The organism is Lentzea indica (genome assembly GCF_012184385.1).
GTDB classification, from domain to species: domain Bacteria; phylum Actinomycetota; class Actinomycetes; order Mycobacteriales; family Pseudonocardiaceae; genus Lentzea; species Lentzea indica.
The window spans coordinates 1-15679 of sequence record NZ_VSRL01000209.1 but is presented as its reverse complement, the minus strand read 5'-3'; the positions used below and the strand labels follow the sequence as shown (position 1 = coordinate 15679).

Below are 15679 nucleotides of genomic sequence, written 5' to 3'. Positions count from 1 at the left end.
CCAAGTGGTGGGGCTCGGGATCTTCGTCGTCGCTCTGGTGCGCGCCGGCGGGGACCGACCTCCTCTCGGGTGGTTACAACGCGTTCGTGGAGATGAACGGGTCCGACACCGCGCTGGCGTTCGGCACCTTGTGCTTCGGGACGGGCGCGGTGCTGGCGGTGTCGGCGGGTGGGCACGCGCGGATCGCCGGCTGGGTCGGATTCGGGCTTTACGCGGTGATCGCGCTTCTGCTCGGGACTCGAGGAGAAGCGCTCTTCCCGTTGGTGGCCATGGCGGTGGTCGAGGCGAGGCGGCACCGCATCCGTCCTCTGTGGACTTTCGTGGGTGCTGTCGCGGTGCTGCTGCTCGCCGGCGTGGTACGGCAGACCCGGATCGGTGGCCTGACGTCGCTGTCCCCGTCGTTGTGGCTGAGCGCACCGCTGGACGCCATCGCGGAGATGGGCTTCTCGCTGCGTCCCGTGGTGGTCGTGCTCGGCTGGGACGAGCCCTTGCGCGTCGGGGCGACCTTCGTCGCCGTGCCGGTGCGGTTCCTCGAGTCGTTCCTCGGCTGGCACGGCGGGCCGCCCGCCTACGACGACAGGTTGTTCAACGTCGAGATCGCGAACCGGGTCGGACAGATCGGAGGCTCTCCTGTGGCTGAGGCGTTCCACAACTTCGGCACACTCGGCGTGGTGCTGTTCATGGCGGCACTCGGTGCACTGCTGGCGCGGCTCGAGTGGCGGTCCGACGCGGTGCTCGGCGTGGTGCTGCTGCCGTTGCTGATCCAGGTGCGCAACAGTTTCGCGCCGGTCCCCGTGCAGATCGGGTTCGGGTTGCTGCTCGTCGCACTCACCAGGGTGAGGGTCCGGTGAGCGAGCTGGCCGTCCACGGCGGCGCGCCGGTGCGCACGACCCCGATGCCGTCGTGGCCGTACTTCGACGACGAGGACCTGGAAACGGCGGCGACGGTACTGGCCTCCGGCCGGGTCAACTACTGGACCGGCGTTCACGGCAGGGCCTTCGAGACCGAGTTCGCCGCCGCCGTCGGCACGGACCACGCGGTCGCCGTCACCAACGGCACTGTCGCGCTGGAACTGGCGCTGCGGGCCCTTGGCGTCGGTCGCGGTGACGAGGTCATCGTTCCCGCGGCCACGTTCATCGCGACCGCGAGCGCGGTGGTCGCGGTCGGGGCGTGTCCCGTGATCGTCGACGTGGACCCGGCCAGCGGGTGCCTCACCGCGAGCACTGTCGCCGTGGCGATCACCGGCCGCACGAGGGCGGTCATCGTCGTCCACCTCGCCGGGCATCCCGCCGACATCGACCCTGTCCTGGAACTCGCGCGCAAGCACGATCTGCGTGTGGTCGAGGACTGCGCCCAGGCGCACGGGGCTGTCCACAGCGGACGGCCAGTCGGCGGCATCGGAGACATCGCCGCCTGGTCGTTCTGCCAAGACAAGATCCTCACCACGGCGGGCGAGGGTGGAGCGGTCACCACGTCCGACGAGTCGCTGTGGCGGCGCTGCTGGGAGATGAAGGATCACGGCAAGAGCTGGACAGCCGTGCATTCCCCGCACCCGCCCGGCTTCCGGTGGCTGCACGACAGTTTCGGCACCAACGCGCGCATGACGGAGGTGCAGGCGGCGATCGGGCGCAACCACCTCCGCCGTCTCGACGGCTGGGTGGCGCAACGCAGGGCCAACGCCGCGATCCTGCTGGAGGCGTTGGCCACCGAGCCGGCCGTCGAGATCTCCCTGCCGCCCGCCCGTGTGGAGCACGCGTACTACAAGTTCGTCGCCCGTCTGAGGCCCGAACGACTGGCGCCGGGCTGGACCAGGGACCTCGTGGTCGACGCCGTCCGCGCCGAAGGCGTTCCGTGTCTGCACGGCGGATGCAGTGAGATCTACCGCGAACGGGCGTTCGCCACGGTGCCCGGCATACCCGAGGAACTGCCCGTCGCCGCGCGTCTCGGTCGCACCTCGCTGGTGCTCCTCGTCCACCCGACGTTGTCCAAGGCCGACGTGGAGGACACCGCCGCCGCGCTCACCAAGGTTCTCCGGGTGGCCACGGCATGACCCGGCGGATGGTGGACATCGTGATCGCGTCGGTCGGGCTCGCGATGCTCGCGCCGGTGCTCGCAGTGGTGGCCGCGCTGGTCCGCTGGCGGCTCGGCGCGCCCGTGCTGTTCCGGCAACGGCGCAGCGGACTGCAAGGCGCGGAGTTCTCCATCGTCAAGTTCCGCACCATGCGACCGCCACAATGGCCAGGACAGCCCGATCGGGAGCGTGAGACCGAGCTGGGCTCGATGTTGCGCCGCACGAGCCTGGACGAACTGCCGCAGCTGGTGAACGTCCTGCGCGGTGAGATGAGCATCATCGGCCCCCGGCCGACGCTGCCGGAACAGGTGCACCACTACAGTCCGCGCCAGCGAGAACGGCTCTCGGTCCGGCCCGGCCTCACCGGATGGGCCCAGGTGTCCGGGCGCAACGCCTTGAGCTGGCCCGAACGCATCGAACTCGACCTGTGGTACCTGGAGAACCGAAGCCGGCGGCTCGACCTGTTGATCATCCTGCGCACCATCGGACAGCTGCTGCGGCCGCGCGGGATCACCGGAGCCGGTGGGGTCAACCCCAGGTTTCCGGAAGCGGAGGAGGCGAGATGACGGATTTCTACATCGCCGGCGCCGGTGGTGCGGGCCGGGAGGCGCTGGACATCTGCGTCGCTCTCGGGCACGAGGTCACCGCGTTCGTGGACGACGTCGCGGCCGGTCAGCTCGTGCGAGGGCATGTCGTGTGCCTGCCGGAAGAGGCGGCCGCGGGGGCGCTGTACGTCGTCGCGATCGCGGACGCGGACGCACGCGTGAAAGTGTCCCGGCTGCTCGACGAGCTCGGTCTGCGGGCGGGCAAACTGATCCACCCGAGCGCGGTGATCGGTCCGTGCACGCTCGCGGGAGACGGCCTCATCGTGCACGCCAACACGACGATCTCGAGCGGTGCCAAGATCGGCGTTCACTGCCAGGTGCACTACAACGCCACAGTGGGGCACGACACCGAGCTGGAGGACTACGTGACCGTGCTGCCAGGAGCCAACGTGGCCGGGAACGTGCTGCTCGAGACCGGGGTCGTGGTGGGATCGGGCGCTGTCGTGCTCCAGGGCCGCACTGTCGGCGCGGGAGCCTCGGTCGGCGCGGGGGCGGTGGTGACTCGCGACGTGATCCCGGGGACGGTGGTCGTCGGGTCACCGGCCGCGCAGCTGCTCAATCCCCGGCGCTGAGACGCGTCGCCGCAGCAACGTCCACGCCGCGATGGACAGTCCTCCGTACAGGACAACCGAACCCACCGCGACTCCGATGGCACCGCCCAGCGAGCCGGTGACACCGTAGACACCGATCGCGCCGGCCGCGCCCGCTGCGCCGAGGACGCCTGCCGCCGTGGTCCACCCACCGCCGATCAGTCCGCGGCTCGCCACCACGAACGGCGCGAAGCACACCTCCGCGGCGACGAGCACCACCAGCAGCTCACGGGCGCCGCCGAACTCCGGCCCGAAGAGCGGAACCACGAGCAGCCACGCCGCGAGCCCTACGAGCAGGCCTCCGACGGCGGTCGTCGCGACCGCGAGCAAGGTCGTTCTGACCAGGTTGGGCGCTCCCCGGCCGAGAGAGATGTCCCGCAGGCACATCTGACCGAGTGCGGCCGGGAGCATCCGGGGGATCTCGCCGAGAGTGGCCGCGAGCGAGTAGACGCCGACCGCCGCGGTGCCCGCCGTGAGCCCGATGACGTACCGGTCCGCGCGCAGCACGACGACGAGCCCGATGGACAGTCCGAGCGTCGGCGCACCGAGGCGCAGCAACCCGGTGACGGCATTGCCGCAGACCGGCGTCCAGCTCAGCAGCCCACCACGGCGCAACGCCGCGATTTCGGCCACCGTCATCACGGCGACACCGCCTGCCTGAGCGAGAAAGAGGGTCGTTGCGCTTTCGGCGCCCGAGGCCAGCAGCACACCGGTGAGTCCGCCCGCGCTCGTCACCGCCGCCGCCACCCCTCCGCGGTGGAACCGGCCGTCGGCGAACCACGCGTCGACGACCTGGCCGGCGACCATCTGTCCAGCGGTGTAGCACCCGACCGCGAGGAGAAACGGCGGTCTGGCCAGCGCGGTGTCGATGAGCGGGGCGGAAGCGGCGGTTCCCGCCACGCCCAGCAGCGCCGCTGACAGCGCTCCCGCGGCGGAACACCGCGCGAACGCGGACACCAGCGCGGACCGGTCACCGCCTGCGAGGCAGATCTGCCGGCGGAACGCTGATCCGGTGCCCACTCCGCCGATCAACGCGCAGAGGCTGCCGATCGTCATGCCGAGCACCATGATCCCGCGCTCATCCGGGCCCAGGACACGGGTTGCGACGAGCGCGGCGCCCGCATTGCAGGCGAGCTGTGCGGCGCTGGTGCCGGACATCGTCATCAGCTGCCCGAGTCGTGTCATCGCGCGGCGTGACGTCCTGTGGGTACGGCGGTGTCGAGTGCGCACAGCCGCCACGCGACCTCCACCGACGAGTCGAGACAGCGGACCAGGTGCCACGGCGTGTCCGCCGCCCACCGCCGTTCGTCGGTGACGGTGAGGTGGGTCTTGGCCGCGAGGTGGTCGGAGAAAGCGATCCGCAACGCATGGTCGCTGTCCCTGCGTGCCTCGTCCACTGTCATTCCGCTCAGCCGTGACAGCACTTCCAGGTGATGCGGCCTGACACGTCTGTCCCGACCGGACACGCCGAGCCGCCATCGGTAGTCCTCGCCCAGGAATGCGCACGCCTCCGTGCCGTCGAACCGCACCCGCCAGTGCGTGCTCAGGTCGAGGCGCAGCTCGTAGTCGCGTTCATCGCTGTAGAAGACCAGGAAAGGCGTGCGTTGCCGTTCGCCCACCGCGACCACGAACGTGCCCGCCAACTCCGTTGGATTCGCCATCACATGGGGCATTCTCGCCTCATCGGACCAGGTCATCAGCGCTTTTTCACACGAACTCGTGAGAAAGGGTTTTTACGCGTCATCCGCTTTCTCTCCGGGGTCTGCATTCAGAAGAACCGAGGTGTGATCACTGGAGGAAGTACTGATGTCCTGTTGGACGAGACTGGCTGGAGTCTGTGCTGTAGCCGTGCTTCTCGGCACCGCACTCACCGCGTCGCTCGCCCACCCGGCTCAGCAGGCGGAAAGGCCGGCCGGCCTGGCTGACACGCGCCTGCGATCGCCACAGACGTTCTTCGCCTACCTCAATCCTGGCGAGAACCTCGACGTGTCGTTCGTCAAGGACGACGATGCCGCCGGCAGCCTCGCGGAAGATCTCATCGTCGCGGTGCGCCGGCCCTCGGGAGCCGACGTCAGCTGCACGATCTCCGACGGCGATCCCGAGGGCAGCGCGTGTGCGTGGTCCGCTCTCACCGCCCCGGTCGCCGGAATCTGGGCGGTGGAAGTGACCATGTCGGCCTGTCCTCCCACCGGGATCTGCGGGAGGGACAGGTACAGCTGGAGCGTCACCGTGCAGCGAGGCGCCACCGACGTGCCGGGGCGTGTGTGGTCCGAGCGGTTCGCGATGAACCAGGATCCGTCAACACCCCCGGTGGACATCTCCTTCTGGTACCAGAGCGAGTTCGGCTACACCTACCTCGCCACCTATCGCGGCTACCACGGCATCGACTCCACGTTCGAGGCTGACAGCTTCGGCATCGTGCAGAACGGCACCTGCACGCCCGCCTACCAGAGCAGCGCCACGCTGCGGCCGGCAGCGGGTGCGTGCGGCGGCACGTTCAAGCTCTTCTTCGAGTCTCCTGCGTCGGACCTCCCGCCTGCCGCGACGCGCTGGAACGGTGTGACGGACTGGATCAGGCCGCCGGCACCCGCGACTCCGGTGATCACCGGAGGCACGTTCACGCCTTCGGCACCGAGTGTCCGCGCGGGCACGCTCTCCTTCGACCTGAGCGGCTACAGCGGTCCGCTCACGGTGCACGTCGACGTCAACGACGACGGTGATCACACCGACCCGGTCGACCGGAGTCTCCCGATCACCGCGGACGCCGGCGCCGTCGCGGTGCCGTTCGACGGACTCGACGGCAGCGGCGCCGCCATTCCCGTCGGACAGGCATTCTCGTTCGAGGTCGTCGTCGACAGGGTCGCCGAGATCCACTTCATCAACGCCGACGTCGAGCTGCGCGGCGGTGGCATCGACGTGCTCCGGCTCAACGGTCCTCCCCACGGCAGGACCACCCTCCAGTGGAACGACACCGCCTTCCCGAAGCCCGACCCCGACCGGTGCGGCACCACTCCGATCACCGACGGACGCGCGGGCACCGGCAGCGCGGGTGGCGTGCACGGCTGGGATCTGGGCACCTGTGGCAGCGTCGCCGGTGCCAACGCCGACGACGGCGTCCACGGAGCGTGGGGTGACCTGCGGGCGATCGAGGACTGGACTTACGTCCCGGTCTTGGTCACACACACGGTCCGGGTGCAGGACCGGGACATCCGGATCGCCAGGACGGCGAGCAGGCCGACCGCGCGGCAGGGTGACGTCGTCACGTACACGATCACCGTTGAGAACACGGTCGGCCACGCCCTCACCGCCACCGACCAGGTCGAGCTGACCGACGACCTCTCCGGGGTTCTCGACGACGCGAAGGTGGAGGGCCTGCCGGTGGCGACCTCCGGCACGGCGTCCTTCGCCTCGCCGGTGGTGTCGTGGTCGGGTCCGCTGGCGCCGGGAGAAAAGGCGACGATCACGTACTCGGTGCGGGTGAACCAGCCGGACGTCGGGGACAGGAGGCTCGTCAACGCCGTCACGTCGGAGACTCCGGGCACCGACTGTGCCGCGGCGCCGGTGAATCCGGCCTGCGCGACCGTCGTGCACGTGCCGAGCCTGAAGATCGTGAAGACCGCCGACCGGGCCGGGTTCAAGCCGGGAGAGACCGTCCTCTACACGGTCACGGTGACCAACGACGGTGAGGTTCCTTTCACCGCAAGCGATCCGGCGAGCTTCTCCGACGACCTCACCGACGTTCTCGACGACGCGAAGCTCTCCGCGGACGACGTGACCGTGTCCGCGGGCGTCATCGACTTCGACTCGCCCGTGCTGACGTGGACCGGCCCGCTGGGCGTCGGCCAGACCGCGTCGGTGACCTACCCGGTCGCCGTGGCCGATCCGGGCACCGGGAACGGGGCTCTTCGCGACACCGCTACCGGACCGCCCGATTTGGCACTGACCTGCGCCGTGTGCGAGGTGGAGTTGCTGTCCAGCGGCGTGTCGGTGAGCACGAAGGTCGTCGCCACGACACCGAACCCGGACGGTTCCTTCACGCTCGTCCACGACGTCACGGTCACCGGCGGTGGCTCGGCTCCGTCCACCTACGACCTCAGCGACACGCTCCGGTTCGGCGCGGGCGTCATGGTGAACGCGACGAGCGCGCTCGACCTGAGCGGGTCCACCGTCGGCTGGGACGGCGTCGGCGAGACGTCGGTGGTGACCGGTGTGATCATCGCTCCCGGTGTGAGCCACACCTACCGGCTGACCGTGACCGCGACACCGGGTGCGACCGCAACGGGTGCCGCGACCGACTGTTCGCTGGACGCGGGGGAAACCGGCACGGGCTTCCAGAGCACGGCCACCGTGACCGGCACCGGCGGAACCCGCGGTGCCACCGCGTGCGAGCCGATTCCCCGGCTCAGCAAGGCGGTGCAGGAGGAGTCACCGAAGCCCAACGGGGACGGCACCTCGGAGAACACCGCACCGGGCTCCGTGGATCCCGTGTGGGACGAAGCTGCTTCCACGATCCCTCTGTCCACTGTGGACATTGTGTCGGACGCCCGGTCCGCCCACTTCACGACCGCGCGCGCGACGGACTGCACGGTGACGGAAGGCGAGAGCGGGACCGGTCTCTCCGGCATCGCGACGCTGACCGGCAACGGCCGGGCTCAGCAGGTGGACGCGTGTGCCGAGGCACCGAACCTCGTCGTGGGCAAGCAGGCCGTCGGCACTCCGGTCCCTGGTGAGGACGGCACCTTCACGCAGATCTACGACATCACCGTAGGCAACCGCGGTGCGGGTCCGGCCGTCTACGACCTCGCCGACCAGCTGTGGTTCGGCAAGGGTGTCGCGGTCGAGTCCGCCGCGGCGATGAACACCTCGCCGGGTTCTCTGCCGGTCAAGCTCTCGTGGGACGGAAGGGCGGACACCGTTCTCGTGAGCGCGGTCGCAATCGGTGGCGGCGTCACGCACGTCTACCGGATCACCGTGGTGGTCACTCCCGATCCGGACGTCACCACTGGTGCGGCCGCGAACTGCGACCTCGAGCCCGGTGAGACAGGAACGGGTTTCCGCGCCATCGCCACCCTGTCGCAGAACGGCCGGGCACAGCAGGCCGTGGCGTGCACCGCGCCGCCGGCGATCTCCATCACCAAGGGCGTGACCGCCGCCGTGCCGAACGGCGACGGCACCTACACGATCACGTACGAGATCATCGTGACGAACGGCGGCGCGGGTACCGGCCACTACGACCTGGCTGACTCCCTGGAGCACGGCGCCGGCGTGGAGCTGATCAGCGCGGATGTCGTCACCCCTCCCGCCGCGGGGCCGAGCACGGGGTGGGACGGCACGAACGACGCCCTTGTCGCGGGGAACGTGACCATTGAAGGCAACTCGAGCCACGCCTACACGACGACCGTGGTCGTCGCGCCGCCGGACGACCCGGCTCCTGGCGCACTGGACTGCTCGCTGGACTCGGGCGAGAGCGGAACCGGTGCGCGCAACACCGCCAAGGTCACGAGCAACGGCGTTGTGGAGGGCGCCACCGCGTGTGCCGCCTTCGCACATGTCTCGATCACGAAAACGGTGTTGCCCGGCTCGCCGAAGGCGAACGGTGACGCCACGTTCACCGTCGTTTACCAGATCGACGTGCAGAACTCCGGCGCCGAGCCGACGACCTACGACCTGACCGAAGAACTCCTGCCTGGCAACGGCATCAGCGTCGTCTCGGCGACCACGACAGCGAATCCCGACTGGAACGGCGCCGATGAGCAGAAGATCGCGAACGGCGTCGCCATCGGTGCCGGCGAGCGTGACACCTATCTGCTGACGGTCGTGTACGTGGTCAACGTCGTGTACGCGACCAGCACCACCACAGACTGCCTGGTCGATGACGGGGAGACCGGATCCGGGTTCGCCGGGCGCGCCATCGCGACGAGCCACGGCATGCCCCGCGCGGCTTCGGCGTGCGCGGAGGCTCCCGTCTTGTCGATCAAGCAGACGATGATCGGGCTCACTCCGCACGAGGACGGTGCCCACACCGCGGTGTACGAGATCGCGGTGACCAACCTCGGTGCCGGAGCGGGCCACTACGACCTGTCCGACGACCTTCGGTTCGGATCCGGCGTCGAAGTCGGCAAGGCCGCGGCGAGCGCGGTCGACGACGCTCCGGTCCCGGACAGCCGGTGGGACGGTGCCGGCGGCCTGATTTCAGGTGCGCGGATCGATGGCGGTGACACCCATGTGTACCGCGTCACGGTGGCGCTGACATCGAAGGCCACCGGCAAAGCGATGGACTGCGTCGTAGACCTGGGGGAGAGCACGACCGGCCTCCGCAACGTCGCGACGATGTTCACCAACGGCGTCACAGAGCAGGCGGTGGCGTGTGGTGCGCTCGCCGGTGTCTCGGTGGCGAAGGAAGTCGTCCGCACAACTCGGCTCGCCGACGGCTACCACGAGATCAGCTACCTGATCACCGTCGCCAACGAGGGTGCGGCATCGGCCACCTACAGCCTCCACGACACACTGAGGTACGGCGTGGGCACCACGGTCCGCTCCGCCTTGATCGAAGGCGCGCCGGAGTGGAACGGTGCGCTCCAGCCCGTCGTGCGCACGGACGTTCCGCTGGCGGCGGGAGAACGGCATGTCTACGCCGTGAAGGTCGTCGCGGCACCTCCCGCCCACGCGCGTGCCGAGTCGTTCGACTGCGTGCTCGACCCCGACGAGGAGGGCACCGGTGCGCTGAACACCGCGGCGGTGGTGGTCGACGGCGTCACGAAGTCGGCCAGTGCGTGCGCCCCGTTCCCAGGAGTGACGATCACCAGGGAGGTGCTGCCCGGCTCGCCGAAGGCCGGGCCCGACGGTGACGTCGTCGTGGACTACCGGATCACCGTGGTCAACCACGGCGCCGCACCCGTCATCTACGACCTGGACGACCGCCTTCACCTCAGGAACGGGACGGAGGTGACCGGCCTGGTGGTGCGGATGAGTCCTGGTGTGGCTCCCACGAACCCGGGCTGGAACGGCCGCTCCGACTTCTGGATCGCTCGCGGCGTGTCTCTCGCGTCGGGCGCCGGCCACAGCTACGTCGTCACCGCGCGTGTCGTGCCCGATGAGGCGGACGGCGACGCGCCGAACTGCGCACCGGCTGCGGGAGAGGACGACAGTGGCCTGCGGGACGAGGCGACGGTGACCGTCGACGGGATCGCGCTGACCACCGAGGCCTGCGCGCCGTTTCCCGTCGACGAGCTCGCCGCGACCGGCGTGGACCTCAGGTCGCTCTGCGGTGTCGGCTTCGCGTTGCTCCTCACGGGAGGATTGCTCGTGTTCGCCGCTCGCCGCCGCCGGGCGGAATGACGCACGGTGCGTCAGTTGGAGCTGATGGCGTCCGGGTGCACGAACAGTCCGATGTTGACAGTCGTGCGGATCGTGGTGAGCAGCGCCTCGCCGTTCGCGTTGAGTCCGACGAGGCCGCGGACACCGTGCAACCGCGCCCAGGCCGCGGCCACGGTGTTGCGGGTGTTCCTGCGCAGCAGCGCCACGATCACCAAGTCCGGGAACATCGACGTCAACAACAGCGACAGATCCCACCGCGGGTCGCTCGCCGAGTCGACCAGCAACACGTCGGGTTCGTCCGTCCGGCACAGGTGGATCGCGGAGTCGCTGTCGGACGCCGCGCCGATCCACGTCAGTTCCCGGCTCTCCCGGATGATCGGGGCGACGCCTCGCTCCAGCGACGACGCGGGGCTGATCACCGCGACGCGCAACACACGGGCCGGCATGGTACTGATCACGACTGGTCTCCTCCTACGACAGCCTTACGCGGCAACGAAGTTGGTAGACACCGGCTTTGTGGGTCGCTTACGCGTGTCCATCGAAGTTCGCCCGCTTCGGTGAACTCCTGTCCGCCCGCGTAAGCGGCGCGCTCACCAAGGTCATCACACGTTGTGCGTTGATCAACGCGCGGTGAGTCACACGGTGAAGGAGTCGGCATGTCGCGCCGGAAGGCAGCGGGCAAACATCGATTGGTGCGACCGAAGAAGGAGGTGCGCTCCCGATGTGGTGACTGCACGAAGAGGGGGCTCGTGGGTGCTCTTCTCGTACCGCTCGCGATACTGGCCGGGGCGTTGTTCGACTCCGTCACCAAGGCGCCCGGCGCGGTCGCCAACGTGATCGAGAACGCCGGCGGCGACGAGCCGCACACCGTGGTCGTGACGACGGTGGCGATTCCACCGCGTCCGGAGGGGTTCGAACCCGAGACGGCCGCGGCGGCCGCATCGGACGCGGTCGTGACAGCCTCACCCGCCGAACAGCCGGCGGTCGCCGCGCCGCAGCGGACGGTCAGCGAGTCTTTGGACGTCCAGTCTTGTGACACAGTGCGCGATACGGTGCCGCGGGCATCGAAGGAACCGCCCGCTGCCAGCATGTCGGTGGGTGTCCTACCTGGACGATCCGCGGCGAATCGGGACGGGCGCGAGGAATCCCGGCCCGGCCGACCGGTGCGTTGCGGGTGAACATGACACAGTCATTGGCCGAGGCCAGGCTCGGCACCTGCCGGCAGAACCGTGACAGACAGCTCCGTGTCGCGCTCGTCGACTCGGTGCCGTTGCTCCGCAGCGGCGTCCAGACCGTCGTCGCCGCCGACCCGAGTCTCACCTGGATCGGCGGGGCGAGCGGCGCGCCCGCCGCTGTCGAGATGTGCGATCGAGGAGCGCCGGACGCGGTCCTGATCACGTCCGGCGGCGATCCCGGTTGGAAGCTGTGTGAGCTGTTGACACGTCTGTTCAACGGCATGATCGTCGTCGTGCTCATCGGTCCGGAGGCGAGAAGCGCCGAGGCGATGGCTCGGGCACGTCTGCACGGGGCTCGGTCGCTGGTGCCGATCGAGGCGGACTCCGACCGCCTGGTGACGGCGATCAGGCTCGGTGTCGATCTCGGCGACTTCATCGATCCGCAGCTGCGCGGCTGTTTCGGTCCCGTGCGACTGTCCTCGGTCGTCTTCGGCGGCAAGCCGTTGTCGCGCCGGGAGCTCGAAGTGCTGCAGCAGGTTGCGAAGGGGCGGACCGCCGTGGAGATCGCCGGCTGCCTCGGCATCGGCGCGGAGACCGTCCGGACGCACGTGAATCACGTCCTGCGCAAGCTTGAGGCACGCGACCGGGCACATGCCGTCGCGAAGGCTTTCGAGATGTCCTTGCTGTCCCGCTGAGGCGGAAACCCCTCCGGGTGACTCAAGTGACGCGGCCGTAATGAGGTCGTGGCCCCGAGGTCCACATTCACGGCGACGGACATGCCCCGTTGCGGCCGGTTCTTCGGGTTTCACCGGTCGTCACGCCGTTGCCCCCGCGGCCGTGGTGGCGAGTTTCTCTCCTTCCTCGCCACCACGGTCCTCCGTGCACGTTCCCGGTCGATCGACGAGGAGCTGTTGATGAGGCACCACCACTTTCCGAAATGGCCACGGTTGTCGATGTTGATGAGGCTGGGGTGGCGCCGACGTCCGGCGTCGTCCACCTCCGAGGGCGGGGTCGACGAGCGGCGGCAGGCGAACGTGGTGGTCCGGCTCGACCGCGGATGCGTTGCGGTGGAGGGAGCGTCTTTCGGACCCGTCTACCTGTCACCGTTGCAGGTCGGTCGCCTGCGTGCGGCGCTCAGGGATGCCGCCGACCAGCTGGCGGGCCAGGGAAGCCGGTTGTACGCCGCGGCGGATCCATTCGCACGACGCTCGTGAAGCGGGGACATGTACGAGATCGTCGAGCACTACACCTTCGTCGCCACACACGAGATCCCAGGCCTGCGTCCGACTCATCCTTGCCACGGCGTGCACATGCACCAGTGGTCGGTGGAGGTCGTCCTGCACGCGGCCGGCCTGCTGCCCACCGACGCGCCGGCCGAGACCGCGGCCCTCGAGCCGCTGCGCCGGTACGTGACAAGCGAGCTGGAAGGCCGTCATCTCAACGATGTGCTGGTGGGCGATCCGACGCCGGCGAGGCTCGCCGGTCATCTGGCCGGCTGGTGCCGCTGCCACCTCACCGGATACGTGGTCGAGACGCTGCACGGCGTCTCTGTGTCGGCCGGACGGACGTCGCGGGGCAGGTACCTGGTGTCCAAGGGCCACGGCACCAGCCATCGATGACACGGAGGCGGTGCCGTTGTGATCAGTCCTGAGTATCTCGAAGCCGTTCGCAGCCACCCCGATCTGGCGAAGCTGGCCTCGATGGCACGGGTTGGCACCGGTTGGATCTTCCTGCCGGTGTGCCTGCTGGGTGTCCACTGCATTTGCGGCACTCGCGAGCGACGGATCGTGACTGAGACGATCACTGTGCGCGCGATGGACGACGTGACAGTGGCCCGCTTGCGGAACGAGGACTACCGCGGTCCACGGTGCTCGCCGGTGTCGGGTGTCCTGTGGGAGTACACCGGCACGCTGAGCGACGCCATCGATGAGCTGCACGCGTTGCCGCACCCCGATGACCCGATGGCGCCGAAGTTGCTCCGCCCGACGTCGTCGATGTTCGTGATCAATGATAAGAGTTGAACGTTCATGTCCGATTGTGAACCAAATGAACATGATTGAGTATCTATTATCATCCAATTGGGGGTGGTTGCGCATGACAGGTCTGCCGACTTCGTCCGGTTGGGTCACCGTTGCACGCCGGCCGAGGGGAATTGGCATCAGAATGGCGACTCGTGTGCTGCACTCCGTCAGGTCTGGTTGTAGCTTTGTCTCGCGCATTGTCAGTCTTGATCGCAGAACAAGGGGCAGGTGAGATGGCCGAGAATCTCGACAGCTGCGGCGATCAGGGTGCCTGCACTTCAGACTCGTCTCTCCTGCAAGCCGTCCGGGCCGGCGACCGGGATGCCTTCGGCGAGTTGTACCGCAGGTACCACGCCAGTGCGCACGGCTTCGCGTGCCGGCTGCTGGGGACGTCGCAGGGAGCGGACGATCTCGTCGCGGAGGCCTTCACCAAGGTGCTCAACCGGATCGTGTCCGGTGGCGGGCCGGCCACGTTCCGCGCCTACCTGCTGACGACGGTGCGCACGACTTTCTACAAGCAGCTCGCGGTCGATCGTCTGGTCGATCGCCAAGCCGACCTCTCCGAGCAGGTGGTGCCCGCCGTCGAGCGGGATCCGCTGATAGAAAAGCTGGACGCGGACCTGGCTCTGCGGGCGCTGGAAAGCCTGCCCGACCGGTGGCGGACCGTGCTGATCCTGCTGGAGATCGAGAAGAGGCCCACCTCGACGGTGGCAGGCATGCTCGGCATCCATCCGAATGCGCTGGCCGCGCTCGCTTTCCGGGCACGCGAGGGACTCCGGGTCGCCTACCTGCAGATGCACGTCAAGTCGACGGTCGTGGCGGAGTGCAGGTTGTCCACGAGCAACCTCGCCGCGTGGCTGTGCGGCCGGCTCGGACAGGGACTGCGGATCCGCGTCCAGCGGCACATCGCCACCTGCAGCCGATGCACCAGCGCGGCACGCGAAGTGTCTGAACTGTTGACGCAGGTGCGTCGGTCGGCGCCGTTGACGGTCGCGGTGTCCGAGGCGCCGAACATGCGGTTGGTCGATTCCTTTGGCGCGTAGCGCACCCCCGGCAGTGGTCTGATTCAGGTCGGGCATCCCCAAAACCGGGTTCGCGCATCCCCATAATTGATGATCCGACTTGGTTTCCGTCTTTCTTCGTGGCTAGTGTTCTGCTGCGCCGCTGCCGCGGTTTCGACGTGAATTTGTACTGCGGTGTTGTTGTGCGCGCATCCCCCGTCGAGTCACGAGGCTGTCGACCTCGTTCCGAGAATGTGAAACAAGGGAAACGGAATGCAGAAGAAGCTGTACAAGGGGCTCATCGCGGCTGCCGCGGCAAGTGCCGCGGTTCTCGCGAACGGGTTCGGGACTGCCAACGCGCAGGTGCAGGAAAACCACATGGCACCCGTTCCGCAGGAAGCGCCGGTGATCGCGGAGACGCCGCAGGGTCCTGGCGGGACGATGACGGGCACCCCCGAAGACGACGTCGTGACGGCCACCTCGACCCCCGATGACGACACGATCGTGAACGCGGCCGGCACGGACGCCGACGTCGACGTCATCGCCGCCGCTGCTGCCGACGTTGCCGCCGACGTTGCCGCTGACGTTGACGTCGCGGTCGCCGCTGCCGCTGACGTTGATGTTGCGGTCGCCGCTGCCGCGGATGTCGACCTTGCACTGGCCGCTGGAGTCGGTGTGGGCGTTGGCGCCGGCGTCGATGCTGCCGTCGGTGTCGGTGTCGGTGTCGGTGCCGGCGTTGGTGTTGGCGTCGGCGTTGGTGTCGGTGTGGGCGTGGGTGTCGATGCCGCCGTGGGCGTTGGTGTCGGTGTCGACGCGAACGCCGCATCCGGCACGAGCGCGACGCGGACGCTGCAGACGCCGTCTGCGCCGACACCGACGCCGACGCGGCTGACGCGGCC

At 68.8% G+C, this 15679-nt stretch carries 15 protein-coding genes; 12 read left to right on the top strand and 3 right to left on the bottom strand.

The features are described 5' to 3' along the window. The 4 genes from wzy to FXN61_RS37100 all read left to right on the top strand — a co-directional run. On the top strand, positions 1–851 hold an 851-nt coding region (gene wzy, locus FXN61_RS37115), incomplete at its 5' end, for an O-antigen polysaccharide polymerase Wzy (RefSeq protein ID WP_223165767.1). Further along, positions 848–2050, top strand: a complete 1203-nt coding sequence (locus FXN61_RS37110; protein WP_223165766.1) for a DegT/DnrJ/EryC1/StrS family aminotransferase — start codon at positions 848–850, stop codon at positions 2048–2050. The genes wzy and FXN61_RS37110, both read left to right, overlap by 4 nt. Further along, positions 2047–2637, top strand: a complete 591-nt coding sequence (locus FXN61_RS37105) for a sugar transferase (RefSeq protein WP_167978609.1) — start codon at positions 2047–2049, stop codon at positions 2635–2637. Before FXN61_RS37110 ends, FXN61_RS37105 begins: the two co-directional genes overlap by 4 nt. After that, a complete protein-coding gene (locus FXN61_RS37100) occupies positions 2634–3248 on the top strand; it encodes a NeuD/PglB/VioB family sugar acetyltransferase (RefSeq protein WP_167978608.1) in 615 nt (204 codons plus the stop codon). The genes FXN61_RS37105 and FXN61_RS37100 overlap by 4 nt, the downstream gene beginning before the upstream one ends. On the opposite strand, the gene FXN61_RS37095 is transcribed toward FXN61_RS37100, so the two are convergent. Both FXN61_RS37095 and FXN61_RS37090 read right to left on the bottom strand, forming a co-directional pair. Further along, positions 3213–4451, bottom strand: coding sequence for a lipopolysaccharide biosynthesis protein (locus tag FXN61_RS37095; protein WP_167978607.1), 1239 nt, complete (start codon positions 4449–4451; stop codon positions 3213–3215). The two genes, FXN61_RS37100 and FXN61_RS37095, sit on opposite strands and share 36 nt — an antisense overlap. Next, on the bottom strand, positions 4448–4927 hold the full coding sequence (locus FXN61_RS37090) for a hypothetical protein (protein WP_167978606.1): 480 nt from the start codon (positions 4925–4927) through the stop codon (positions 4448–4450). Before FXN61_RS37090 ends, FXN61_RS37095 begins: the two co-directional genes overlap by 4 nt. A gap of 187 nt (positions 4928–5114) precedes the next feature. Between FXN61_RS37090 and FXN61_RS37085 the strand changes: the two genes are divergently transcribed. After that, a complete protein-coding gene (locus tag FXN61_RS37085; RefSeq protein WP_167978605.1) occupies positions 5115–10604 on the top strand; it encodes a DUF7927 domain-containing protein in 5490 nt (1829 codons plus the stop codon). Between the two features lie 11 nt (positions 10605–10615). Here the strand turns inward: FXN61_RS37085 and FXN61_RS37080 are convergent, their stop codons facing one another. Next, the gene (locus FXN61_RS37080) at positions 10616–11041 is read right to left on the bottom strand and encodes a response regulator (protein ID WP_167978604.1); all 426 of its coding nucleotides are present in this window, start codon (positions 11039–11041) and stop codon (positions 10616–10618) included. 291 nt (positions 11042–11332) lie between these two features. Here FXN61_RS37080 and FXN61_RS37075 point away from each other — a divergent pair, with 291 nt between their 5' ends. The 7 genes from FXN61_RS37075 to FXN61_RS50320 all read left to right on the top strand — a co-directional run. Further along, a complete protein-coding gene (locus FXN61_RS37075) occupies positions 11333–11761 on the top strand; it encodes a hypothetical protein (protein ID WP_167978603.1) in 429 nt (142 codons plus the stop codon). Positions 11762–11763: 2 nt separating this feature from the next. Next, complete coding sequence (locus FXN61_RS37070) at positions 11764–12453, top strand: response regulator transcription factor (protein ID WP_167978602.1); 690 nt, start codon at positions 11764–11766, stop codon at positions 12451–12453. Positions 12454–12717: 264 nt separating this feature from the next. After that, positions 12718–12972 carry a hypothetical protein gene (locus FXN61_RS37065; protein ID WP_188135891.1) on the top strand — a complete coding sequence of 85 codons (255 nt, stop codon included), beginning with the start codon at positions 12718–12720 and terminating at the stop codon, positions 12970–12972. A gap of 9 nt (positions 12973–12981) precedes the next feature. Beyond that, positions 12982–13377: a 6-carboxytetrahydropterin synthase gene (locus FXN61_RS37060; protein WP_167978601.1), complete on the top strand. Its 396-nt coding sequence runs from the start codon at positions 12982–12984 to the stop codon at positions 13375–13377. 18 nt (positions 13378–13395) lie between these two features. Beyond that, positions 13396–13779 carry a hypothetical protein gene (locus FXN61_RS37055; protein WP_167978600.1) on the top strand — a complete coding sequence of 128 codons (384 nt, stop codon included), beginning with the start codon at positions 13396–13398 and terminating at the stop codon, positions 13777–13779. A 233-nt stretch (positions 13780–14012) separates the two neighbouring features. Next, complete coding sequence (locus FXN61_RS37050; RefSeq protein ID WP_167978599.1) at positions 14013–14822, top strand: RNA polymerase sigma factor; 810 nt, start codon at positions 14013–14015, stop codon at positions 14820–14822. 231 nt (positions 14823–15053) lie between these two features. Beyond that, positions 15054–15679: hypothetical protein (locus tag FXN61_RS50320; RefSeq protein WP_223165765.1), on the top strand; the 626-nt coding region annotated here is incomplete at its 3' end.